Source organism: Leclercia sp. Marseille-Q4284 (genome assembly GCF_916618945.1).
In the GTDB taxonomy this organism is placed as follows: domain Bacteria; phylum Pseudomonadota; class Gammaproteobacteria; order Enterobacterales; family Enterobacteriaceae; genus Enterobacter; species Enterobacter tamurae.
In genome coordinates, this window is record NZ_CAKAKG010000002.1 from 228116 (window position 1) to 252066 (window position 23951).

The following is a 23951-nucleotide window of genomic DNA, read 5'->3' on the forward strand; positions in this document are numbered from 1 at the left end:
TGTGAGTATTCTAACATCCACCCGCATTCTCACTTCGACATTCATCACAGTTAAGGAAATCCGCATACAAATTTGCATAACCGTAATGAGATCAACTTCAAATAATTTAGCTACAACTGCTGATTAAAGCGCCAGGCACACGCGCAGGATCAATGGCCACCGACGAAACGCTTTCTACAATCCTTCCCCATCACTGCAGAAAAAGAAGGAAGCGAACATGTCCCCCGATGGCCTGCAACTACGTTGCCAGCAAATTGTGACAAGCCCGGTGTTAAGCCCCGAACAAAAACGCCACTTTCTGGCGCTGGAGGCGGAAAACAACCTGCCTTATCCGACGCTTCCCCCTGAAGCGCATCAGGCGCTGGAGGCGGGGTTGATTTGCGATATGTTTGAAGGCCACGCGCCGTACAAGCCGCGCTATGTGTTACCCGACTATGCGGTGTTCCTGAAACAGGGTTCGCAATGGTTGGAGCTGGAAGGGGCGCAGGATCTGGACGATGCCCTGTCGCTGTTAACCATTCTTTACCATCACGTTCCGTCCGTTACCGGCATGCCGGTGTTCCTTGGCCATCTCGATACGCTACTGCAGCCGTATGTTAGAATTCTAACACAACAAGAAATCGATATTCGAATAAAACGTTTCTGGCGCTATCTCGATCGCACCCTGCCGGATGCCTTTGTCCACGCCAATATTGGCCCGGCCGATGGCCCGGTAACGCGCGCCATTTTACGTGCTGATGCAGAGCTTAAGCAGGTCTCACCTAATCTGACCTTTATTTATGATCCTGAGATCACCCCGGACGATCTGCTGCTGGAGGTGGCCAGCAATATCTGCGAATGCAGTAAGCCGCATATCGCCAACGGGCCGGAAAATGATAAAATTTTCACAAAAAACGGCTTTGGTGTGGTCAGCTGTTACAACTCCCTGCCGCTGGGTGGCGGAGGTAGCACCCTGGTGCGCCTTAATCTGAAAGCCATCGCGGAACAGAGCGATACCCCAGAGGCGTTCTTCACCCGCACGCTGCCACACTACTGCCAACAGCAGATCGCCATCATCGATGCGCGCTGCGACGTCCTGTACCAACAGTCCGGCTTCTTTGAGAATAGCTTCCTGGTTAAAGAAGGGCTGATCGATCCCGACCGTTTTGTGCCGATGTTTGGCATGTATGGCCTGGCCGAGGCGGTGAACGTGCTGTGCGAGAAAGCCGGGCTTAAAGGGCGCTACGGCAAGGATGACCAGGCCAATGCGCTGGGCTACCGCATCAGCGAACAGCTGGCGGCCTTTGTGGAAAATACGCCGGTCAGACACGGCTGGAAACAGCGCGCCATGCTGCATGCCCAGTCAGGGATCAGCTCTGACGTCGGCACCACCCCGGGGGCGCGTCTGCCTTACGGCGATGAGCCCGACCCCATCAGCCATCTGCTGGCGGTAGCGCCGCATCACCGGCACTATCACGCCGGGATCAGCGACATTCTGACCCTGGACGAAACCATTAAACGCAATCCGCAGGCGGTGGTGGAACTCTGTCTGGGCGCCTTCCGCGCCGGGATGCGCGAGTTCAGCGCCAATGTCTCGGGTAACGATCTGGTCCGCGTGACCGGCTATATGGTGCGACTCTCCGATCTGGAAAAATACCGCGCTGAAGGGTCCCGCACCAACACCACCTGGCTGGGTGAAGAGGCCGCCCGCAACACCCGCATTCTGGAGCGCCAGCCGCGCGTGATAAGCCATGAACAACAGATGCGCTTTAGTCAGTAAGGTTATCCCGTTTTCCTGCGTCGACGGGCCCGGCAGTCGCCTGGCCCTGTTCCTGCAGGGCTGTAACCTGCGCTGCAAAACCTGTCACAACCCGTGGACGATAGGACGGTGCAACGACTGCGCCGCCTGCGTACCGCACTGCCCGCATGACGCGCTGAACATTCAGGCCGGACGGGTCTGGTGGGATGAGGCCCATTGTCAGCAGTGCGACACCTGTCTGCAGATGTGCCCGCAGCAGGCGACGCCGATGGCGCAGCGGTTAAGCGTCGAGGAGGTGGTGGCGCAGGTCCGCAAGGTGTCGCCCTTTATCTCCGGCATCACCGTCAGCGGCGGGGAAGCCACCACCCAGTTGCCGTTTCTGCTGGCGCTGTTTGCGACCCTGAAAGCCGATCCGCAGCTGCAGCACTTGTCCTGTCTGGTGGACAGCAACGGCCTGTTAAGCGAGACCGGCTGGCAAAAACTGCTTCCGGTGTTTGACGGGGCGATGCTGGATCTCAAGGCCTGGGACAATGAACATCACCGCTACCTGACCGGGCGTGACAACGCACCGATCAAGCACAGCATCCGCTGGCTGGCGGGGCACAACCGGCTGAGCGAGCTGCGTCTGCTGGTGATCCCGGATCGCTGCGATTACCTGACGCACCGCCGGGAGCTGATCGCGTTTATTCGTCGGTTAGGGGATGTGCCCGTCAGGATCAACGCCTTTCATGCGCACGGCGTCTATGGTGAAGCCCGGCACTGGCGGAGCGCCACGGCAGAGGATGTTGAACCCCTGGCGGAGGTACTTGAGCGGGAACGGATCAGGGTGATCCGCCCGGCGCTCTACTTATAGCGGCAGATCGAACAGCGTGCGGGTGTTGTTCAGCAGCGCCTCAGCTATCTCATCCGCGGGTTCGTCACGCAGTTCACACAACGTAGCAAATACTCTCGCCGCCTGTTCCGGGCGGTTCGGCTGGCCCTGAAAACCGTTGAGGGGCATATCCGGGGCGTCCGTTTCCAGCAGCAGGGCGGAAAGCGGTAATTGCGCCATCACATCCCGGGTTTTACTGGCCCGCGGGTAGGTGATGGTGCCGCCAACGCCAATTTTATAGCCCATCTCTACGAAGCGCTGCGCCTGCTGCAGGCTGCCGGCAAAGCCATGGACCACGCCGGTCCGGGGCAGATCCTGGCGCTTGAGGTGCATCGCCAGTTTGTCATGGGTGCGCCGGGAATGGAGGATCACCGGCAAATCGTAGCGTTTCGCCAGCTTCAGCTGCGCATCAAGGATCGTCTCCTGACGATCGAAATGAGGATCCTCCCGGTAGAGATCGAGGCCGATCTCCCCCACCGCCACCAGCCTTTCCGGTCGCGCCGCCAGCACCGCTTCCAGCTGGTCAAGATGCTCATCGCGATGAGATTCGATCACAATCGGGTGCAGGCCCAGGGCCATATAGAGCGTCGGATAGCGCGCCCCGAGGCGCAGGACACGATCGATGCTCGCCACATCAATGGCGGGCACCACAATCGCCGTCACCCCCGCGTCGGCGGCACGCTGGATGCTGGCGGGCTCATCGTCGGTGAAAGGTGGGAAATCAAAGTGGCAATGGGTATCGATAAAGCGGTAAGTCACGCCAGATCCTCGCTATCAAACAGGGTGTCATTGGCCTGGGGCGTAATCACCAGCGGTGTGGCAACCACGTCGTTGGCGACGCTTGCCGGGGGCACCACCCTCGTGGCCGGGGCGATGATCCGACGCAGCGGCGGCTGCTCGGCCAGCAGCTTGCCCACCGTCGCCAGAAAATAGCGCCCGCACAGGCGCCCGGTTTTGTAGTCGTCGCGCAGGGCGGGCACGCGACTGCCCAGCGCCATACTGTTGAGCGGCCGCGGAGGATAAATTTCAAGATCCGCAGCTTGCCCGGCGGCTTCTCGATAAAACGCTGGATGGTGTGGTAGCTGGCCTCGTGATGTGAGACCAGATTCAGCATCGGTTGCAGGCTGCTGGCGCCCAGCCAGCGCTCCATCCGCTTAAACCACTCCGGCGTATAGTACATCTGCGACGGCACGGTACGGATCACCACGATGGTTTGCGCCCCGCGTCGGGCCGCCTCCTGCACCGGGATCGCGTCGCTGACCCCGCCATCCAGATAGGCGATGCCGTCCAGCGCCGCGCCGGTACGGTAGAAGCCGGGGATGGCACTGGAGGCGCGAAGGATATCGAGCCAGTTCTCTTTTTGTGGTGAGAAGTAGCTGGCCGAGTAGTCATCGCCGCGACAGGCGCACATCCAGAAAGCTTTGCCGGTATCGAACAGCCGCGAGGCGTTGTCCATCGCCAGCGGCATTTTGCTGGCGGTGGCATCCAGCAGCCAGTCAAGATCGATCAGATTGCCGCCGCGCACAAAGCGCAGCGGATCGAAGAAGTCGCGGGAGGTGGTGTAACGCATGATCACTTTGCGGGCGTAGCCCGGCTGATTGCAGACGTAGGCCGACAGATTCTGCGCCCCGGCGGAGGTGCCGAAATAGAGATCGAACGGATTAAACTGCGCGCGCATGAATTCGTCCAGGACGCCTGCCGTGAAGATCCCTCGCTGGCCGCCGCCCTCACACACCAGGGCTATCTGGCCTGGTCGAAAAGGTTTCAGCGCCAACGGCGCAATGTTGCCGAGCGTGACCGGAATTCGCTGTCCCACCTCTGCTTTCCTGTTTTTTTATTTATTCTGTTACTACACAGTAGCCTATACCTGACGTATGACTCAAATCGGATGCTGACAAACGTCAGACATAAAAAAAGCTCATGCTGAGCATGAGCCTTTTTCTACAAAGTACCTATAACCTGAGCTATGGACGACGGCGTCCGGTGAACAGGCTAACCAGGAACAGGATAATACCGACGACGAAGACGATTTTCGCTGCGCCCGCCGCAGTACCAGCCAGACCACCAAAACCCAGAGCGGCGGCAATTAACGCGATTACCAGAAAAATGATGCCCCAACGAAACATAAGACTCTCCTTAACCATAGTTAATGTCGACCGCATGGTGAGCGCTCAGGTTGCTCACGGCGATATCTAAGGTGTAATTCTTATCTCGCCTTCTGGCCTCAGCCAGAAGGACGATTGTGATGTTTTATTTAACTTTCAGATCGTTTTTAACACTTTTCACGCCATCAATGGCTTTTGCGATGCTCTCAGCACGGTCACTCTGTGCTTTTGAATCAACGGTACCGCTCAGCTGAACAACACCATCGGTGGTTTCAACTTTCACTTTACGTGATGGCACGATGTCATCCGCTAACAGTTTAGCTTTGATTTCGCTGGTCGTTGCGGTATCGCCCGCATAGCCTTTGGCAGACTGCTCTTTACCGTCACGCACGTGCAGTTTGTCGCTGACAGAGGTCACACCCTCTACCTTTTTCGCCACGGCAACGGCTTTTTCAGCCTGCGCCTGGCTTTCAACAAAGCCGTTCAGCGTAACAACGTTTTTCTCGGTTTCTACGGAAATATCGGTGCTCTTAATGTCATCAGCATCCACCAGCGCAGCTTTTACTTTTGCTGTGATAGAGCTGTCATCCATGAAGTTACCGACTTTATTCATAGAGTTATCGATTTTTTCCCCTGCGGTATTCGCTGTGGACTGTGCTTTTTCCGTGGTTGTGGTTTCCGCCATTGCAGAACCGCATACCAGAGCACTACCCATCATTACCGCCAGCAGAGTTTTCGAAATCTTCAGTTTTTTAGTATTCATCGATGTATTCCTGTGTTTTGCTCCGAATTCGAGCGTAAATCATCATGCGTAAGTAGTCTTTCATACTACCAATCAACACTCGGGCGAGATGAGAACCTTATCAACACGCATTGAGTGGAGCTTTCATCTGCGCCCGGTGTTAAACACTGAGTTAAATATAGATCACTCTCGGCGCGCTGCTTTCAGAATCGGCTAAAAAATGAGCAACAAGTAACAAAAGATGATGAATTAAGAACATTCCGCAAGGGATTAATAAGGCAGGGATTTAAGCAGAGCACGGCGGCTGCCGTGCTCTGAGAAGGGATTAGTGCTCGCGGGTTTTGCGGAACTGAACGTCCGGGTAACGATCGTGCGCCAGGTTCAGGTTGACCATGGTTGGGGCGATATAGGTGAGGTTATCACCACCGTCCAGTGCCAGTTGGATCTCGTTCTTACGCTTAAATTCTTCGAATTTCTTCACGTCAGAACACTCTACCCAGCGCGCCGTCGCCACGTTGACCGATTCGTAAATCGCTTCAACGTTGTATTCGCTCTTCAGACGGGCAACCACCACGTCGAACTGCAGCACCCCGACGGCGCCGACAATCAGATCGTTATTGGAAATGGGGCGGAACACCTGCACGGCACCCTCTTCCGACAGCTGAACCAGCCCTTTCAGCAGCTGTTTCTGCTTCAGCGGATCCCGCAGGCGGATACGACGGAACAGTTCCGGCGCGAAGTTCGGAATACCGGTGAACTTCATCATCTCACCCTGGGTGAAGGTGTCACCAATCTGGATAGTACCGTGGTTATGCAGACCAATGATGTCGCCCGGGTAGGCCTCTTCCACATGGGAACGGTCACCGGCCATAAAGGTCAGCGCATCGGAGATCACCACGTCCTTACCGGTACGCACCTGGCGCAGCTTCATGCCCTTTTCGTACTTACCGGACACCACGCGCATAAAGGCTACGCGGTCACGGTGTTTCGGGTCCATATTGGCCTGAATCTTAAATACGAAGCCAGTGAACTTCTCTTCGCTGGCGACCACTTCACGGGTGTCGGTTTTACGCGGCATCGGCTGCGGCGCCCACTCCACCAGACCGTCCAGCATATGGTCGACGCCGAAGTTACCCAGCGCGGTACCGAAGAAGACCGGGGTGATTTCGCCCGCGAGGAACAGATCCTGATCGAACTCGTGGGACGCACCTTTCACCAGCTCCAGCTCGTCACGCAGCTGCTCTGCCAGCTCATCGCCGACCGCCGCGTTCAGCTCCGGGTTATCCAGCCCTTTCACGACGCGCACGTCCTGAATGGTGTGACCCTTACCGGTCTGATACAGGTAAGTTTCGTCTTTATAGAGGTGGTAAACCCCTTTGAACAGCTTCCCGCAGCCAATTGGCCAGGTGATTGGTGCGCAGGCGATCTTCAGCTCGCGCTCCACTTCGTCCATCACTTCCATCGGATCGCGGATGTCACGGTCGAGTTTGTTCATAAAGGTGAGGATCGGCGTATCGCGCAGACGGGTAACTTCCATCAGCTTGCGGGTACGATCTTCAACACCTTTCGCGGCATCGATGACCATCAGGCAGCAGTCCACCGCCGTCAGGGTACGGTAGGTATCTTCGGAGAAGTCTTCGTGCCCCGGGGTATCGAGCAGGTTCACCAGGCAATCGTGATACGGGAACTGCATCACGGAGGTGGTGATCGAGATACCACGCTGCTTTTCCATCTCCATCCAGTCAGATTTTGCATGCTGGCTGGAACCACGGCCTTTTACCGTACCGGCGGTCTGGATCGCCTGTCCGAACAGCAGCACCTTTTCGGTGATGGTGGTTTTACCGGCATCCGGGTGAGAGATAATGGCAAAAGTGCGGCGCTTGGCCACCTCTTGCAGATAAGGAGACAACGTCATAATAAAATCTTCTTTAATAAGCGCGGCAGTACGCCACGCATTTGGAATACGAATTTGCGGCTATTTTACCCATCAACAGGGGGCAGGCAATCAATGTTTACACAGGAGTTGCTCCAGTTCGCTCAGGGAGGCCACGGTCCAGGTCGGATAGATTCCCTCCGGCAGAGGGCGGTTGTGCGCATTCAGCCAGCAGGTGGACAGCCCGGCGTTCATCCCGCCAAGGATATCGGACTCTGCCGTATCCCCTACCATCAGCACCTTTGCCCGGTCAGGGTTTCCGGCCTGGGCCAGCGCATAATCAAAGATTTTCGCGGCCGGTTTGGCGACACCAACCTGTTCGGAGATCACTAACAGATCAAAATAGTCACGGAAACCGGTGCGCTCAAGGCGGATCTGTTGCAGGGCGGTAAAGCCGTTGGTGATGATCCCGAGCTTCGCCTTTCCTTTCAGGGAGGCGAGCAGCGACGCGGCACCCGGCAGCGGGGCGCAGATCTCGGCCATCGCGTTAAGGAAGGCGTGGTTCAGATCGCCTGGCGGAACGTTCAGACGCTCAGACCATCCCTGGAAACGTTGATGCTGCAGCTGTAACGCGGTGATGGCTCCGTTCTGGTAATCCACCCACAGCGGTTTGTTCACCAGCTGGTAATCCTGGAAATCTTCAGCGGTAAAGGTCACACTGTAGTCGAGAAACATCCGCTGTAAGCCGCCAAACGAATCAAACGTAAACAGCGTTTCGTCAGCATCAAAGAAAATCCAGTCCCAGTTCATCGTTACAACCTTTTTAGTTATCCAAGCGGCAGAGCCATGATGATGGCGTCTTCACGTCCTTCTGCGGTGGGGTAGTAGTTACGGCGGATCGTCGCCTCGTTGAAGCCCAGGCTTTCATAGAGTGCGATGGCGGCGGCGTTCGAGGCGCGTACTTCCAGCCACAGCGTGAAAACGTCTCGTGTTTCCAGCTCGCGAATTAAATGTTCCAGCAGCTCTCTGCCCAGCCCACGGCGCTGAAAGGCAGGATCCACGGCAATGTTAAACAGCGTCGCCTCATCCAGAACGACCTGCGTAATGGCGAAAGCCGCCAGGGTATTATCGACATCCAGCCGATAGTTGAGGTAACGCTCGCCCTGGTTGCTGGCAAACGTTTTTTCACTCCACGGAAAGGCGTGGGCACGTTTTTCGATCTCAAAAGCCTGGGCTAAATCAGTCGTCGTGAGGGAAGAAATTGTGTTCATGTTCGCAGATTTGTTGCCACAGCGCGCGACGTGCCGCCGGGTTCGCGTTAAGTTCGTCCAATACCGGGGTGGCCAGGTTGCCGCCCTCCAGTGCCATCTCTTCCGTCACGCCAAGCTGCCAGCTGTTACAGCGACCGTCTGGCGGCAGCATGGCCACGCGCTCGGGCGTCAGCTGCAGCACCTGATCGGCGTCCAGCTTCAGGGCGCGCAGCACGTCAGCAATCAACGGCTCGTTCAGCGCGGGCGGTTCCTGCGCCACCATCACCAGGCGAATGTGCGCCGGAAGCGAGATGGCGATTTCGCCCTGCAAGGCCGCCGGGCGACGCAACGCCCACTGGGTGATGCCCAGTTGCTGTAATTGCCTGTCTCGTCGGGATGCCATTGCGAAAACTCCTGTCTGTCAGGCGCGCAAATATACCAAATGTGTCGAATCTGCGCCATCTACCTACTATAATCCCCGCCTGAGTTTATTGAGGAACAATTCATGTCTGCATTTACCCCGGCAAGTGAAGTCTTGCTGCGCCACAGTGATGATTTCGAACAAAGCCGTATTCTGTTTGCCGGAGATATGCAGGATGACCTGCCTGCCCGTTTCGAGTGCGCTGAGAGCCGCGCCCACACCCAGCAGTATCACCACTGGCAGTTACTGAGCCGCCAGATGGGCGAACGCGTTCGCTATAGTCTGGTAGCTGAGCAGAGCGACGTGGCGGACTGCGATACGCTGATCTACTACTGGCCGAAGAACAAACCCGAAGCCCAGTTCCAGCTGATGAACCTGCTCTCCCTGCTGCCAGTGGGCTGCGATATTTTCGTGGTCGGTGAAAACCGCAGCGGCGTGCGCAGCGCCGAGCAGATGCTGGCGGATTACGCCACGCTGAACAAAGTCGACAGCGCCCGCCGCTGTGGCCTGTACCATGGCCGTCTGGACAAAAAACCGACCTTCGACGCAGAAAAATACTGGGGCGAATATCAGCTGGATGGCCTGACCATCAAAACGCTGCCGGGCGTCTTCAGCCGTGACGGTCTGGACGTTGGTAGCCAGCTGCTGCTCTCCACCTTCACGCCGCACACCAAAGGTAAAGTGCTGGATGTCGGCTGTGGCGCAGGCGTGCTCTCCGTAGTACTCGCCAGCCACTCGCCGAAGGTGCGTTTAACCCTCACCGATGTCGGCGCATCCGCGATTGAAGCCAGCCGCGCGACCCTGGCCGCCAACGGCATTGAGGGCGAGGTATTCGCCTCCAACGTGCTCTCCGACGTGACCGGTCGTTTCGATATGATCATCTCCAACCCGCCGTTCCATGACGGGATGGAAACCAGCCTCGAAGCCGCACAGACGCTGATTCGCACCGCGGTACGCCATCTGAACAGCGGCGGTGAGCTGCGCATCGTGGCGAACGCCTTCCTGCCGTATCCGAAAGTGCTGGATGAAGTCTTCGGCTTCCACGAAGTACTGGCCCAGACCGGCCGCTTTAAGATCTACCGCGCGATCATGACCCGTCAGGCGAAGAAGTAACGTCCATATCCGGCCCGATCTCCCCGATCGGGCCATTTTTGCAACAATCAAAACATCCGGCACAATTATCTGTTGACGAATAGCTGAAAACATCTAGAATGCGCCTCCGTGGTTGCGATACTTTTTTGTATCGTTGGTATGCGAAGGTGGCGGAATTGGTAGACGCGCTAGCTTCAGGTGTTAGTGTCCTTTGGATGTGGGGGTTCGAGTCCCCCCCCTCGCACCAACAACCATGATTGATATTGCTCGCACTGGGCGAAGGTGGCGGAATTGGTAGACGCGCTAGCTTCAGGTGTTAGTGTCCTTAGGATGTGGGGGTTCGAGTCCCCCCCCTCGCACCAACGAGGCGATATCAATAAAATAAGATGACTGTGCGAAGGTGGCGGAATTGGTAGACGCGCTAGCTTCAGGTGTTAGTGTCCTTAGGATGTGGGGGTTCGAGTCCCCCCCCTCGCACCAATTATCTTATCTCTCTCCTGCAATTCTCTCTTGTTATCCTCTCAGTTCAGATTCATTGCCAGAACCCACATGCCCGCAATCAGCGCGACACAGGATGGCAGCAGCACAAAGTGCCGCAGTTGTTTATGCCAGATCATGGCGGATGAGATCAGCAATCCCGACACGATAATCAGTTTCCAGACCGCCAGCGACAGATCGGTAAAGGCCAGCCCGGCCATCATCGCCCCCGGCAGTATCACTCCCCATCCACTCCCTAACGCTCTGCTCAACATGAACCGTCTCCCGTCTCGATAATGATAACCAATATCATATGATATAATTTCTCATTTGTCAGCGCAGGGCGTAAATGTGTAAAAAATCTTGCGCACGGTTTTATCTATAGTTAGGATTGGCAATCATTATCATTTAGATTTTTATCCAGCTCACTTATGGCCATACGCTCCGCACACGTCATTGAGAATGTTATCTGGCAAACCCGCCTTCCGACCGGGCCTTCAGGGCTTGCGGATGCGGTACGCGATGCTATTGCCGAAACGCGTGCGCATATGCTGGATGTCATTAAGCTGGATGAAACGCCTCCGCATCACGCCCTGACGCTGGCACAGTGGCAACGCCCTGCCGAACTGCAGTCGCTGCTGGCGACCTATGCGGATCACATCTATCGCCATCAACCTACGTTAGCGCGCGAACACAAGCCACTGCTGTCGCTGTGGGCGCAATGGTATATCGGGCTGATGGTGCCGCCGATGATGCTGGCCCTGCTCACTCAGGACGTGGCGATGGATCTCTCCCCTGAGCACTTTCACGTTGAGTTTCACGAAACCGGGCGCGCCGCCTGCTTCTGGATCGATGTCCAGGAAGACAGCCAGACGACCTCGCTTTCTGCGCAGCAAAGAATTGAAGTGCTGATTACCCGGGCGCTGATCCCGGTGGTTGAGGCGCTGGAAGAGACAGGTGAGATCAATGGCAAGCTTATCTGGAGCAATACCGGGTATTTAATTCACTGGTATCTGACCGAAATGAAAACCCTGCTGGGTGATGAGAAGGTCGACGCGCTGCGCCAGTCCATCTTCTTTGCCCGTCAGCTGTCGGATGGGCGTGATAACCCGCTTTATCGTACGGTGGTTCCGCGCGACGGGTTACTGGTGCGTCGCACCTGCTGCCAGCGTTATCGCCTGCCGGATGTGCAGCAGTGCGGGGACTGCACGCTTAAATAGTTTTGTAGATGGTGAGTGCGGTCTGATGCCCTCACCCTGGCCCTCTCCCACCGGGAGAGGGAACAAACATTAGAAACGGCAACCTCTGGGTTGCCGTTTTGCTTTTATTACGCCACCTGCTGGCTTTCTTCGTCGGCACGCTGAGCCTCTTCGGCTTCCTGCGCCAGCAGCTGCTTCTCATACACTTTGAAGAACGGGTAGTAGATGATGGCGGAGACGAGGGCTAACAGCACCACCAGGACCGCCGCGCGGAAATCCCAGCCCAGCGCCCAGGCGGCCCCCACAGGCGCAGGTGCCGTCCACGGCACCACGGAAATCACGCGCCCAATCAGATCCAGCTTCATCGCCGCCCATGCCAGCACCGCATTCACCATCGGGGCCAGCAGGAACGGAATAAAGAACACCGGGTTCATGACGATCGGCGTACCAAAGATCACCGGTTCGTTGATGTTGAAAAGACTCGGCACCACGCTCAAACGACCAATCGAACGCAGGTGCGCCGAACGGCTACGCAGGTAGCAGAACACCAGCCCCATCGTCGCCCCGGAGCCACCAATCACAATGAAGAAGGTCCAGAACGCTTCCATAAAGATATGCGGCAGCGGCGCGCTCTGCGCCAGCGCGGTCTGGTTCAGCCCGAGGTTGGTCAGCCAGAACATCTGCAGCATCCCGGAGACAATCGCCGCCCCGTGAATGCCAGCAAACCACAGCAGATGGCCGATCAGCACCGCCAGCAGGATTGCCGGCAGCGAATCCGCAGCGGATACCAGTGGCTTAAAGATAGCCATAATGGCCTGCGGGATCAGCATGCCAAACTCCGACTGAATGAACAGGCTCAGCGGATAGAGGGTTAACACCACCACCAGCACCGGGATCAGCAGATCGAAGGAGTTTTTGATCATCGGCGGAACCTGATCCGGCAGGCGGATACCGATATTGTGCGCCTTCAGGAAACGCATCATCTCCACACAGTAGATCGCCACCAGAATGGCGGTGAAGATCCCCGTCCCTCCGAGGCTGTCCACCGGCAGCGTGCCTTTGGTTTTTGGCGCAGCAATCAGCAGGAAGGCCATCAGCGACAGCATGGCGCACATGAAGGGGTCGAGCTGGTGCGATTTGACGTAGTGCTTGCCGAGGTTATAGGCGATAGCGGCACAGATATAGAGAGACATCACCCCCATGGTCATATCGAACGGGGTCAGGATCTGGCCTTCAAACTGTTTCGCCATATCCAGCCAGGCGCGGGCAAAGCCCCAGGTGGTGTCCGGTGAAAACGGCGGGTAGGCAAACACTAATAAGAATGAGCCGACAATCATAAACGGCATGGCGGAGATAAAGCCGTCGCGGATCGCCATCACGTGACGCTGGGAAGAGATGCGTCCGGCAATGGGGCTGACATAGTTTTCGACAAAGCGGAATATCAGGTTAAACGCAGCATGGTTGGCAGACATAACGGCTCTCCTGTCAGACGATCGTTTCGGGCGCAGTCACGCCGCACGGTGTTCCATATACCACTTTCACCACCTTGCTGGTTCGCTTACCAGCGGTACTGCTCAAACGGATAGGTTTCATAATCGACTCTTATTATTTATGGGATACAGGGGAAATGACGTAATCAGTATTAATCTCTGATTCGCGGTCTGCAACCGGTTACTGTAACCGGTTTCCGTGATTGTGAAGAGGATCCAGAAATCGCTGATGTTGGAGTTTTGTTACTTAGGGAATATTTACAGAGCATAATTTCTTATGACAGATTACGCAGAGTATTTTTCTGGAGGAAACAATGAGTTTGCAGTCTGTGCGCCAGTTTTTTGCTGACCATGCCCCTGATGTAGAAGTCATCGAGCTGAGTCAAAGTACCGCTACCGTTGCGCTGGCTGCCGAGGCGCATAATGTCGCGCCGGGTCAGATAGCAAAAACGCTGTCGTTGAAAATTAAAGATGAGGTAATTCTGGTGGTTGCCAAAGGTGACGCGCGCCTGGATAACAAAAAGCTGAAGCAGACCTTTGGCGCAAAAGCCCGGATGCTGAGCAGCGACGAGGTGGTGACCGTGACCGGCCATCCCGTCGGGGGTGTATGCCCTTTCGGGCTGGAAAATCCGCTGGCGATCTACTGCGATATTTCGCTGCGGGAGTATGCCGAAGTCCTGCCTGCAGCAGGCGCCATTCACAGCGCGGTGCGCATTTCACCGGAACGAATGGCCGAGCTGACCAAAGCCACATGGGTGGACGTTTGCCTGTAAGCCCTGCGCCAGCCCCGGGACTGGCACAGACGCTGTATCGCGGCTCAGGAATGGAGCGCAGGAAGGAAGCGCGGCGCGCGGTGATCGGGCACCGGGAAGTGCGTCAGAATATCTGCCGCATCCAGAAGCCCCACGTCGGAGTGCACGCCAAGCTTCATCATGGCATTAAATTTATGCGCACGGATGGTTTTGATATTGCGATCCAGCTGGGTGGCAATCTCCTGGATAGAATAGCCGCAGGACATAAACTGTAAAATGGCGCGTTCGGTCGGGCTCAGCAGCCGTCCACGATGAATATTCCAGTGATTGTTTATGCTGTCATTCACCCGGCGATTCTCATTCAACAGTTTGCTGAGCTGCTCCTGCAAAGCGGCCAGCGGATCGGACTTGAGAATAATCCCGTGCAGACGTGAAGGTGAAAGCTGGTTCATCAGGCTGGCTTCTTTCTCGTCTGACGCCAGCACAACGCGCTGAATCATACCGTGGCTGGCAGCCAGCTCTTTGATACATACCAGACAATTGCGTCGTTCTTCACGCTCATCTGAGAGTGAATAAATTAACGTTGAATACGGGACAAAATTAAGTGTGGATTGAAAACTGGCGATGTTATTAAACAGATGTACTTCATAACCACTAAATACGGGACTGGTAAAAAGGTGCTTCAGCCCCATAGCACTCATCATGCACTTTTCGACGATAGCGATATGTCTTTTTGCGGCGCTCTTTTCCATTCGTCTTGCTCTCCATAGGCAGAGAATAAACTCAGCTCTTTCATTCCCTTGGTGCTGTTAATCCACGCATACATTTCGGCATTACTGGTTAAGGAGAGTCTTCTCATGGCGCTATTCTTTTGCGCGCTTACCGTTTTATTACTTTTTTTCAGTAATGTTGCGATCTGATTAATTCCCCATCCTTTGCCAAGCAGGCGCAGTACTTTTCGTTCCGAAAAGGTCAACATGACATCATCCTGATTGTCATAAAACTCTTCCGGCTCGGGTTTTAACAATGTCTGACTAATACGTTCCGCATGCTCGCTCCCGGATTGGATGGCGTTCACCACGCCTTCAATGGGCTCAATGTCGGAAAGCAACGTGCTTTCTGGCCGCATCAAGAGCTCGACAGCAAGGGGATAAATGGTACGCGGAACCAGATAAATCCAGTGAATGTCCCGATACTGATTTTGTAGCCTGTAATACTGTTCACAGAGGCTACGCGCATTGCGCTGGTCGCCAGAAAGATCCGTAATAACTACAATAGCGCGGCGTAGTTGAAGAAGCGTGAGTTCTTCCTGAGACCGGCTAAATGCGCGCTCATAGTCCGGAAAATAACGAGACATAACGCTACCGAGACCGGTTTGCATTATGGGTGATTTACTAATTATTATTGCGCTTTTACAACCTTTAGACGGCATTGGCGCTCCGAATCCATTCATACAATCATTCCACGTCTTTCATCCATTTGAAATACCTGTCTCTTTTACAGGGCGACGTAAAAATGTAATGTTTTTCCTTTTTCATTAGCTGAGCGAAATGAGAGTGCGATAAGAACCAGCATCACAAATTTATACACCGCCAAAACCGGCGTCAATATCGCAAAATCAGCATTAAAAGTTAATCCCTTATCCGTGATATTATCCACAAAAGCACGTTAGATATTCTAAATATAAAAAATATAACTATGTAAATATAAAACCCATAATAATTAATAATTAGTTGTTCCGCTCTTTTCACTTTCATGGGGCGCTAATCTGCCTAAACCTTGATCTAACCCAGAGCAAGCGTCACCGGGTTGTGTGCTAAAAGTAACCATTGCAACCATCCAACCGTCACTCTCTCCTCAGGGCAACAGATGCAGGCAGATCAGTCATCACAACGCGCCGCTACGCGACTGTGTATTCAGTGCGGCCTTTTTTTATTGCAACACGGGGCAGAGAGCGCCCTGGTGGAGGAGCTCTCCACCCGACTGGGACTGGCGCTCGGCATGGACAGCGTGGAGAGCGCGATCTCCTCGAATGCCATTGTGCTAACCACCATTAAAGCGGGCCAGTGCCTGACCTCCACGCGCAAAAACCAGGATCGCGGGATCAACATGCACGTCGTCACCGAGGTGCAGCACATCGTGATCATGGCGGAACATAAGCTGCTGGATGCGCAGGGGGTCGAAAAGCGCTTCAGCCAGATCAAGCCGCTGCGCTATCCGCGCTGGCTGGTGGTGCTGATGGTTGGCCTCTCCTGCGCCTGCTTCTGCAAGCTCAATAACGGCGGCTGGGATGGGGCCTTTGTCACCTTAATCGCCAGCACCCTCGCCATGTACGTGCGCCAGGTGCTGACCCACCGGCATTTGCATCCGCAAATTAACTTCTGCATCACCGCCTTTGTCGCTACCACGGTCTCCGGCCTGCTGCTGCGGGTTCCGGCCTTCGCCACCACCCCCACCGTCGCCATGGCCGCCAGCGTGCTGCTGCTGGTGCCGGGGTTTCCGCTGATCAATGCGGTGGCTGATATGTTTAAAGGGCACATCAATACCGGTCTGGCGCGCTGGGCGATTGCCAGCCTGCTGACTCTGGCCACCTGTATCGGGGTGGTGATGGCCATGACCTTGTGGGGGCTGCGCGGATGGGCATAATCGATTTTCTGTGGGCGCTGGCTCAGGACATGGTGCTGTCGGCCATTCCGGCGGTGGGTTTTGCGATGGTATTTAACGTTCCCCATCGCGCCCTGCCCTGGTGTGCGTTATTAGGGGCCATCGGTCACGGCTCGCGGATGGTGATGATGACCGCCGGGCTGAACATCGAGTGGTCGACCTTTATGGCCTCGATGCTGGTGGGCAGCATCGGGATCCAGTGGTCGCGCTGGTATCTGGCCCACCCGAAGGTGTTTACCGTCGCGGCAGTTATTCCCATGTTTCCGGGCATCTCCGCCTATACGGCGATGATTTCGGCGGTGAAGATTAGCCATTTTGGCTACAGCGAAGCGCAGATGATCATGCTGCTGACCAACTTCCTGAAAGCGTCGTCGATCGTCGGCGCGCTCTCGATCGGGCTGTCGATCCCCGGGCTCTGGCTCTACCGCAAACGCCCCCGGGTTTGAGAGTTGTGTTATCCCGCTGTGGTGGTGATAATCCTGTGTTCTCATGTGGCTAAGTAAGGAACGGATGTGTCTACCCCTGACAGCGAACACGCAGAAAACAGTGACGGATCCCGCCTGAAAGACAAAATTTTTCTCAGCGCCCTCTCGCTGTTTGCCGAGTACGGACTGAACGGCGCGCGCATGGAGCAGATTGCCGAAAAAGCAGGCACCACCAAACGCATGGTGGTGTATCACTTTAAGACCAAAGAGAACCTCTACCTGCTGGTGCTGGAGTATGTCTACACCCAGATCCGCGCCAGTGAAAAGCAGCTCAGTCTGGATGCGCTGCCGCCGGTTGAAGCGCTGGTGAATCTGGTCGAAACCACTTTTGATTATCACGCTGACCACCCGGATTACATCCGGATTATCTGCATGGAGAACATGCAGCGCGGGCGGTTTATGCAGCAATCGGCGCTGCTGCGCCAGGTAAACCGCAGCGCGCTGGAGCTGCTGGAATCCATCCTTGAGCGCGGAAAAGCGAAGCAGCTGTTTAACCAGACGGTCAACGCCCGGGATCTGCACCGCCTGATCAGCAGCTTCAGCTTTCACTATGTGGCCAACAGCTACACCTTCACCCTGCTGTTTGAAGACGGAGCCGATGAGCATGCCCAGCGCCAGCACTATCGAAAGATGGCGGTTCAGGTTGCCTTGCGTTATACCTGTCCATAGCTTGCACACAACCCTGAAATAAGGAACTCAACATGTCTTTAGATAAAGTTGTTTATACCGCCAAAGCCAAAGCCACCGGGGGCCGTGATGGCCGCGCCACCTCGTCCGACGGCGTTCTGGATGTCAAACTGGGTGTTCCCAAAGAGATGGGCGGCGCGGGCGGGGAAGTGACCAACCCGGAACAGCTGTTTGCCGCAGGCTATTCGGCCTGTTTCCTCGGCGCGATGAAGTTTGTGGCTAATCGCGACAAAATCACCCTGCCTAAGGACGCGTTTATTGAAGGGGAAGTGGGGATCGGCCCGCTGCCAACCGGGTTTGGCATCGAAGCGAAGCTGAATATTCATCTGCCGGGGATGGACGCCGGCGAGGCGAAAAAACTGGTTGATGCGGCGCATATTGTCTGCCCGTACTCCAACGCCACCCGCAACAATATTGACGTGACGCTGAACATTATCTCCTGATTTTTCAGGGGGGCAGAGAGTGGGTATCAGACCCCTGCCAGCCCCCCTCCTCTCTGTGCTACCATAAGCCCATATCACGTCCGCAGTAATCCAGTAGAGAAGTATTATGTCCTCCAGAATTTTGACCAACAGCGTCACTGGCATTGATGCCTTTATGCACGATCCCCGCGCCGTGCTGGCCAATGCTGAAGGCGGTACTGTCGCCGTTTTTGCCGATAATGCACCGGCTTTTTATGCGATCACGCCGCAGCGTCTGGCTCAGCTGCTGGAGCTGGAAGCGCGCCTGGCGCGCCCGACCAGCGATGTCACTCTGGATACGCAATTCTTCGACGAACCCACCAGCGCGCCGGTTGCCGTGCCGATGGGCAAATTTGCCATGTATAACGGCTGGCAGCCCGACCCCGACTTTCAACGCCAGGCGGCGCTGTGGGGCATTGCCCTCACCCAGCCCGTCGCCCCGGAAGAGCTGGCCGCCTTCACCGCTTACTGGCAGGCGGAAGGCAAAGTCTTCCACCATATCCAGTGGCAGCAAAAGCTGGCCCGCAGCGTGCAGATCAACCGGGCCAGCAGCGGCGCACAGTCAAAACGCGACGTGAATGCCTTTTCAGAACCGGATAAACAGATCCCCCACGGATTCCGAGGTGCCAAATGAAAGAGTTCGGCGAACTGATGAAACGTCTGCAGAAGATGATGCCTGCCAACGTCAAACCGGCCTTTACCACCGGCGAAGAGCTGCTGGCGTGGCAGAAAGAGCAGGGTGAGATCCGCGCGGCTGCGCTGGCCCGGGAAAACCGCGCCATGAAGATGCAGCGCACCTTCAATCGCTCCGGTATTCGCCCCCTGCATCAGAACTGCTCCTTCGATAACTACAACGTGGAGAGCCAGGGGCAGCTAAAAGCCCTGCAACAGGCGCGCCAGTACGTGGAAGAGTTCGACGGCAACATCGCCAGCTTTATCTTTAGCGGCAAGCCGGGCACCGGTAAAAACCACCTCGCGGCGGCGATCTGCAACGAACTGCTGCTGCGCGGCAAATCGGTACTGATCATCACCGTGGCCGACATTATGTCGGCGATGAAAGATACCTTCAGCAACCGGGAAACCAGCGAAGAGCAGCTCCTGAACGATCTGAGTAACGTGGATCTGCTGGTGATCGACGAGATCGGCGTCCAGACCGAATCGCGCTACGAAAAAGTGATCATCAACCAGATCGTCGATCGTCGATCCTCCTCCAAGCGCCCGACCGGCATGCTCACCAACCACAACGTGGATGAGATGACCCGCCTGCTGGGTGAGCGGGTGATGGATCGCATGAAGCTCGGCAATAGCCTGTATGTGATTTTTGACTGGGAAAGCTATCGCAGCCGCGTGACCGGCAAAGAGTATTAGGATATTTACCCAGGAAGTCCGGTGCCGCGGGGGTTTATACTGCCAGCCACTCCGCCCCGGCGGGCCATCGACAGAGTAGCTCCTATGAAAACACATTTTCTTCTCAGCGCCGCCTTAAGCGCCCTGCTGGTCACCGGTGCAGCACAGGCGGCAACCTCCTGGCAGGATTCGCTCAACAGTGCTGCCAGCCAGCTCAGCGCGGGCAACAGCACCACCTCGTCCCAGACCGGCGGTCTTTCTCTCTCTTCACTGACCGGCCTGCTCAACAGCGGCACCGACTCCCTCAGCGCCAGCAACATGAATAACGCAGCCGGGATCCTCGAATACTGCGCCAAAGAGAAGCTGGCCTCGATGACTGATGCCACCAATATTAAAAATCAGGTATTAGGGAAACTGGGCCTGGAAACCCCGCAAGAGCAACAGCAGGACACCAACTATCTGGAAGGGATCCAGGGTCTGCTGAATGCGAATAACGGCCAGCAGCTGAATCTGGAAACCATCGGCAACACTCCGCTGGCGAAGAAGGTCAAAGCTCAGGCCTGCGATTTTGTCCTGAAACAGGGTCTCAGCTTTATCTCATGATCCCACTACGCCGCGATCAACGTCGCGGCGTCTCTCCCTTTCGCGTAAAGCGACGCCCGTCAAACATTGCATTTTCTAAACCAAATCCTAACAACAGCACAATTCCGTGACACTACAATTGCAGCTAAATGGCATCGCCATTACATTGTATCACCCAAAAATTATACAGTTAGTCCGCTAACCAGCGACTGCCCTTATTGAGGATAAGTTGTTGTCAGAGTTTATTTCTGTTGCCCTGTTTCTCGCCTCGGTGGTGATTTATTCCCGCAAGGCGGGTCGTAATACCTGGTGGTTTGCCGTCACCCTTCTGGTGCTGGGGCTTTTTGTCGTTTTAAACATTACCCTCTACGCCAGCGACTATTTTACCGGGGATGGTATTAACGATGCCGTCCTTTATACCCTGACCAACAGCCTGACCGGCGCAGGAGTAAGTAAGTACATCCTGCCTGGCGTCGGCGTGGTGGTTGCTCTGGTGAGCGTATTTGCCCTGCTGGGCTGGATCCTACGCCGCCGCCGTCATCACCCGCACCACCTCGGCTACAGCCTGCTGGCGCTGGTGCTGGCGCTCGCCTCGGTGGACGCCAGCCCGGCATTTCATCAGATCACCGAGCTGGTGAAATCGCAATCGCGCGACGGCGATCCTGATTTCGCAGCCTATTATAAAGAGCCAGGCAAAACGATCCCGAACCCGAAACTCAATCTCGTCTATATCTATGGCGAGAGCCTTGAGCGCACCTATTTTGATAACAACGCCTTCCCGGATCTCGCCCCGGAGCTGGGCGCCATCAAAAATGAAGGGATCGACTTCAGCCATACCGCGCAGCTGCCCGGCACCGACTACACCATCGCCGGAATGGTCGCCTCCCAGTGCGGGATCCCACTGTTTGCGCCGTTCGAGGGCAATGCCTCGGCGTCGGTCTCCAGCTTCTTCCCGCAGAACATCTGCCTTGGCGATATCCTGAAAAACTCCGGCTATGAGAACTACTTCATGCAGGGCGCCAACCTGCGCTTCGCCGGGAAAGACGTGTTCCTGCAATCTCATGGCTTTGACCATCTGTACGGCGCGGAAGAGTTAAAAACCACCGTCGCGGACCCGACGTACCGCAACGACTGGGGCTTTTACGACGACACGGTGCTGGACGAAACCTGGAAAAAATTTGAGGAGCTGTCGCAGTCCGGCAAACGCTTCTCGCTATTTGCCCTGACGGTGGATACCCACCACCCGGACGGCTTTATCTCCCGCACCTGCCAGCGCAAAAGCTATGCGATTGATGGCAAACCCAATCAGTCATTCAGCGCGGTGGGCTGCAGCCAGGAACATATCGCGGCGCTGATCGAAAAAATCAAAGCCTCGCCGTACTTTAAAAACACGGTGATTGTGGTCTCGTCCGACCATCTGGCGATGAAAAACAGCGCCTGGGAGGCGCTGAACAAGCAGGATCGCAGCAACCTGTTCTTTGTCCTGCGTGGCGACAAACCTCAGCAGGAGGTGATGGCCGTTAAGCGCAACACCATGGATAACGGTGCAACGGTGCTGGATATTCTCGGCGGGGATAACTTTATCGGCCTCGGCCGCAGCAGCCTCTCCGGGCAGTCGCTGTCCGAGGTGTTCCTCAACATGAAGGATAAAGTGCTGGCGTGGAAGCCGGACGTGATCCGCCTGTGGAATTTCCCGAAAGAGCTGAAAGAGTTCACCATCGACAGCCAGAAGAACATGATGGCCTTCTCCGGGAGCCATTTCCGTCTGCCGCTGCTGCTGCGCGTTTCCGATAAGCGGGTCGAACCGCTGCCGGAAAGCGAATACTCCGCCCCGCTGCGCTATCAGCTGGCCGACTTCGCCCCGCGGGATAACTTCGTGTGGGTCGATCGCTGCTACAAGATGGGTCAGCTGTGGTCGCAGCCGCTGGCGCTCTCTACTGACTGGTGTGTTTCCCAGGGCCAACTGGGCGGCGAGCAGACCGTACAGCACGTTGATAAAGCGCAGTGGAAGGGTAAAACCGCCTTTAAAGAGACCGTCATCAGCACCGACCGCTATCAGCGCAACGTCGATATGTTGAAAGTCTCCGACAACGACATCCGCTACAAAGCCGACAGCTTCGTCTTTAACGTCGCTGGCGCGCCGGAAGAGGTGAAGCAGTTCAGCGGTATTTCACGTCCGGAGTCCTGGGGCCGCTGGTCCAACGCCCAGCTCGGGGATGAGGTGAAGATCGAGTACAACCAGCCGCTGCCGGCGAAGTTTGACCTGGTGATCACCGCCAAAGCCTGGGGGCCAAACGCCAATAAACCGATTCCGGTACGCATTGGCAACGCTGAACAGACCCTGACCCTCGGCAACGACGTCACCACCACCACGCTGCATTTCGACAACCCATCGCACAGCAGCACCCTGGTGATTGTGCCGCCTGCGCCGGAATCCACCAACGAGGGGAATATCCTCGGCCACTCCCCGCGTCAGTTGGGGATCGGCATGGTAGAGATCAAAGTGGTGAACGCCGAAGGTTAACAGCATAAAAAAATACAGCGCCCAAACGGACCCCGGGCGCTGTATGGCAAGCTTAAAACGCAATCACACCCTTAATCAGCCCGCGATTATTAATCACCTCCGCCTCATACACCTCCGCCAGCTCGCGAAACGCATAGCGGTGGGTCAGCATCATCTCTGCGCTTAACTTCCCTTCGGCCATCAACCGCCCGACGTTGGCAAAATCCTCTCCGGTGGCGTTACGGCTGCCCATAATGGTGGTCTCTTTCTTGTGAAACTCCGGATCGGAAAACTCCAGATCGCCCTTGTGCAGCCCGACGAAAACGATCGCTCCCCCGTGACGAATCAGATTGACGGCATTGTTCATCGCCTGCGGACTGCCGGTGGCATCAATCACCTTCTGCGCCAGCGGGCCGCCGCACTGCGCCCGCAGCTGGTCAGTAAAATCAGCCGCGGACGGATCCAGCGTCGGCACCCCGAGGCAGGCCTGGACATGCTCGCGCCGGGCCGGACTGGTGTCGGCCACGATCACGTTCGCCCCCTCCGCATGGGCAATCGCTGCTACCCCCAGACCAATCGGCCCCGCCCCCACCACCAGCAGACAATCCCCTGGCTGAATGGCTGCCCGGCGCACCGCATGGGCGCTGATGGCAAAGGGCTCGATCAGGGCCGCCGCCTCCGGATTAATGCCGTCGGCGGGCAGCAGATTGCTGACCGGTACCGAAAGATACTCGCTGAAACCACCGTCCTGATGCACGCCGATCACCGAGATCGCTTCGCAGCAGTTGGTTTTGCCGCTCTGGCAGGCCGGGCACTGCTGGCAGGCCACGTAAGGAATAACCGCCACCTGCTGGCCTATATTCAGCGTCTGAATATTTTTTCCCAGCGCTACAACGTCGCCACATATTTCATGCCCGAGCACGCGGGGATAATTAAAAAAGGGCTGATTGCCGCCCCAGGCATGTATATCCGTTCCGCAAATCCCCACGGTTTTTATTTTTATTAGCGCTTCGTTATCCCGGGGAGCGGGCACGTCCCTTTGCACCCAGCGTAATTTTTTCGGCTCCTGACACACCAGCGTATTCATCGTCGTCATTTTTTTCGCTCTCCTGTTCTTTCGTGGTTTCAGATATTGATGAAAACGCGAAATAACGGGCAGACAAAAACAGGAAGTGTGAATTCCCGCGCATAAAGCCGTTTTAAATAGGGTTT

At 56.1% G+C, this 23951-nt stretch carries 26 protein-coding genes, 3 tRNA genes and 1 pseudogene; 16 read left to right on the plus strand and 14 right to left on the minus strand.

Annotated elements, in window-relative coordinates; genetic code table 11:
- Positions 1-217: 217 nt before the first annotated feature.
- Together LG383_RS15805 and LG383_RS15810 are read left to right on the plus strand one after the other, a co-directional pair.
- Complete coding sequence (locus LG383_RS15805) at positions 218-1759, plus strand: YjjI family glycine radical enzyme (RefSeq protein WP_225759615.1); 1542 nt, start codon at positions 218-220, stop codon at positions 1757-1759.
- On the plus strand, positions 1731-2591 hold the full coding sequence (locus tag LG383_RS15810) for a YjjW family glycine radical enzyme activase (RefSeq protein WP_225759616.1): 861 nt from the start codon (positions 1731-1733) through the stop codon (positions 2589-2591). The genes LG383_RS15805 and LG383_RS15810 overlap by 29 nt, the downstream gene beginning before the upstream one ends.
- On the opposite strand, the gene LG383_RS15815 is transcribed toward LG383_RS15810, so the two are convergent.
- The 8 genes and pseudogenes from LG383_RS15815 to LG383_RS15850 all read right to left on the minus strand — a co-directional run bounded on the left by LG383_RS15815 (position 2586) and on the right by LG383_RS15850 (position 8982).
- Complete coding sequence (locus LG383_RS15815; RefSeq protein ID WP_106994150.1) at positions 2586-3368, minus strand: metal-dependent hydrolase; 783 nt, start codon at positions 3366-3368, stop codon at positions 2586-2588. The two genes, LG383_RS15810 and LG383_RS15815, sit on opposite strands and share 6 nt — an antisense overlap.
- A pseudogene (locus LG383_RS15820) lies at positions 3365-4425 on the minus strand (patatin family protein). Before LG383_RS15820 ends, LG383_RS15815 begins: the two are co-directional and overlap by 4 nt.
- Before the next feature lie 148 nt (positions 4426-4573).
- Positions 4574-4735, minus strand: coding sequence for a DUF1328 domain-containing protein (locus LG383_RS15825; protein ID WP_002887716.1), 162 nt, complete (start codon positions 4733-4735; stop codon positions 4574-4576).
- A 124-nt stretch (positions 4736-4859) separates the two neighbouring features.
- Positions 4860-5477, minus strand: a complete 618-nt coding sequence (gene osmY, locus LG383_RS15830) for a molecular chaperone OsmY (protein WP_225759617.1) — start codon at positions 5475-5477, stop codon at positions 4860-4862.
- Positions 5478-5781: 304 nt separating this feature from the next.
- Positions 5782-7371, minus strand: a complete 1590-nt coding sequence (prfC, locus tag LG383_RS15835) for a peptide chain release factor 3 (RefSeq protein ID WP_166181543.1) — start codon at positions 7369-7371, stop codon at positions 5782-5784.
- Positions 7372-7461: 90 nt separating this feature from the next.
- Entirely contained in the window at positions 7462-8139 is a 678-nt protein-coding gene (gene yjjG / locus LG383_RS15840; protein WP_106994146.1) for a pyrimidine 5'-nucleotidase, read from the minus strand.
- 17 nt (positions 8140-8156) lie between these two features.
- A complete protein-coding gene (gene rimI, locus LG383_RS15845; protein WP_106994145.1) occupies positions 8157-8600 on the minus strand; it encodes a ribosomal protein S18-alanine N-acetyltransferase in 444 nt (147 codons plus the stop codon).
- The gene (locus LG383_RS15850; RefSeq protein ID WP_225759618.1) at positions 8569-8982 is read right to left on the minus strand and encodes a DNA polymerase III subunit psi; all 414 of its coding nucleotides are present in this window, start codon (positions 8980-8982) and stop codon (positions 8569-8571) included. The genes rimI and LG383_RS15850 overlap by 32 nt, the downstream gene beginning before the upstream one ends.
- Positions 8983-9084: 102 nt before the next feature.
- Here LG383_RS15850 and rsmC point away from each other — a divergent pair, with 102 nt between their 5' ends.
- The 4 genes from rsmC (at position 9085) to LG383_RS15870 (ending at position 10572) form a co-directional block, all read left to right on the plus strand.
- Positions 9085-10113 (plus strand): 16S rRNA (guanine(1207)-N(2))-methyltransferase RsmC, encoded by a 1029-nt coding sequence (gene rsmC / locus LG383_RS15855; RefSeq protein ID WP_106994143.1) that lies wholly within the window; start codon positions 9085-9087, stop codon positions 10111-10113.
- A gap of 140 nt (positions 10114-10253) precedes the next feature.
- Positions 10254-10339 (plus strand) — tRNA-Leu (locus LG383_RS15860).
- A gap of 29 nt (positions 10340-10368) precedes the next feature.
- Positions 10369-10454, plus strand: a tRNA-Leu gene (locus LG383_RS15865).
- A gap of 32 nt (positions 10455-10486) precedes the next feature.
- A tRNA-Leu gene (locus tag LG383_RS15870) sits at positions 10487-10572 on the plus strand.
- 41 nt (positions 10573-10613) lie between these two features.
- On the opposite strand, the gene LG383_RS15875 is transcribed toward LG383_RS15870, so the two are convergent.
- Complete coding sequence (locus LG383_RS15875; RefSeq protein WP_106994142.1) at positions 10614-10844, minus strand: DUF1435 domain-containing protein; 231 nt, start codon at positions 10842-10844, stop codon at positions 10614-10616.
- Positions 10845-11000: 156 nt separating this feature from the next.
- Here LG383_RS15875 and fhuF point away from each other — a divergent pair, with 156 nt between their 5' ends.
- Positions 11001-11789 (plus strand): siderophore-iron reductase FhuF, encoded by a 789-nt coding sequence (gene fhuF / locus LG383_RS15880; protein WP_225759619.1) that lies wholly within the window; start codon positions 11001-11003, stop codon positions 11787-11789.
- A gap of 107 nt (positions 11790-11896) precedes the next feature.
- Here the strand turns inward: fhuF and LG383_RS15885 are convergent, their stop codons facing one another.
- A complete protein-coding gene (locus tag LG383_RS15885; protein WP_225759620.1) occupies positions 11897-13240 on the minus strand; it encodes a PTS sugar transporter subunit IIC in 1344 nt (447 codons plus the stop codon).
- A 332-nt stretch (positions 13241-13572) separates the two neighbouring features.
- On the opposite strand from LG383_RS15885, the gene LG383_RS15890 reads away from it, so the two are divergent.
- Positions 13573-14031: a YbaK/EbsC family protein gene (locus tag LG383_RS15890; protein WP_225759621.1), complete on the plus strand. Its 459-nt coding sequence runs from the start codon at positions 13573-13575 to the stop codon at positions 14029-14031.
- Between the two features lie 44 nt (positions 14032-14075).
- Here LG383_RS15890 and bglJ read toward each other — a convergent pair whose 3' ends face one another.
- From bglJ to LG383_RS15905, 3 genes are all read right to left on the minus strand, one after another.
- Positions 14076-14711 (minus strand): DNA-binding transcriptional activator BglJ, encoded by a 636-nt coding sequence (bglJ, locus tag LG383_RS15895; protein WP_225760155.1) that lies wholly within the window; start codon positions 14709-14711, stop codon positions 14076-14078.
- Positions 14711-15442, minus strand: coding sequence for a response regulator transcription factor (locus LG383_RS15900; protein WP_225760156.1), 732 nt, complete (start codon positions 15440-15442; stop codon positions 14711-14713). Before LG383_RS15900 ends, bglJ begins: the two co-directional genes overlap by 1 nt.
- 65 nt (positions 15443-15507) lie before the next feature.
- Entirely contained in the window at positions 15508-15669 is a 162-nt protein-coding gene (locus LG383_RS15905; RefSeq protein WP_225759622.1) for a hypothetical protein, read from the minus strand.
- 210 nt (positions 15670-15879) lie between these two features.
- On the opposite strand from LG383_RS15905, the gene LG383_RS15910 reads away from it, so the two are divergent.
- From LG383_RS15910 to opgB, 8 genes are all read left to right on the plus strand, one after another.
- Positions 15880-16656 carry a threonine/serine exporter ThrE family protein gene (locus LG383_RS15910; protein WP_225759623.1) on the plus strand — a complete coding sequence of 259 codons (777 nt, stop codon included), beginning with the start codon at positions 15880-15882 and terminating at the stop codon, positions 16654-16656.
- Positions 16647-17120, plus strand: a complete 474-nt coding sequence (locus LG383_RS15915; RefSeq protein WP_225759624.1) for a threonine/serine exporter — start codon at positions 16647-16649, stop codon at positions 17118-17120. The genes LG383_RS15910 and LG383_RS15915 overlap by 10 nt, the downstream gene beginning before the upstream one ends.
- Before the next feature lie 66 nt (positions 17121-17186).
- On the plus strand, positions 17187-17828 hold the full coding sequence (locus LG383_RS15920) for a TetR family transcriptional regulator (RefSeq protein WP_225759625.1): 642 nt from the start codon (positions 17187-17189) through the stop codon (positions 17826-17828).
- 32 nt (positions 17829-17860) lie between these two features.
- Positions 17861-18289, plus strand: coding sequence for an organic hydroperoxide resistance protein (locus LG383_RS15925; protein WP_106994134.1), 429 nt, complete (start codon positions 17861-17863; stop codon positions 18287-18289).
- Between the two features lie 106 nt (positions 18290-18395).
- Entirely contained in the window at positions 18396-18941 is a 546-nt protein-coding gene (gene dnaT / locus LG383_RS15930) for a primosomal protein DnaT (protein WP_225759626.1), read from the plus strand.
- Complete coding sequence (gene dnaC / locus LG383_RS15935; protein ID WP_106994132.1) at positions 18938-19675, plus strand: DNA replication protein DnaC; 738 nt, start codon at positions 18938-18940, stop codon at positions 19673-19675. The genes dnaT and dnaC overlap by 4 nt, the downstream gene beginning before the upstream one ends.
- Before the next feature lie 84 nt (positions 19676-19759).
- On the plus strand, positions 19760-20257 hold the full coding sequence (locus tag LG383_RS15940; protein ID WP_166181534.1) for a DUF2501 domain-containing protein: 498 nt from the start codon (positions 19760-19762) through the stop codon (positions 20255-20257).
- A gap of 211 nt (positions 20258-20468) precedes the next feature.
- Complete coding sequence (gene opgB / locus LG383_RS15945) at positions 20469-22760, plus strand: phosphatidylglycerol--membrane-oligosaccharide glycerophosphotransferase (RefSeq protein WP_225759627.1); 2292 nt, start codon at positions 20469-20471, stop codon at positions 22758-22760.
- A gap of 52 nt (positions 22761-22812) precedes the next feature.
- Here the strand turns inward: opgB and LG383_RS15950 are convergent, their stop codons facing one another.
- Positions 22813-23835, minus strand: coding sequence for a zinc-binding alcohol dehydrogenase family protein (locus LG383_RS15950; RefSeq protein ID WP_225759628.1), 1023 nt, complete (start codon positions 23833-23835; stop codon positions 22813-22815).
- Positions 23836-23951 lie beyond the last annotated feature (116 nt).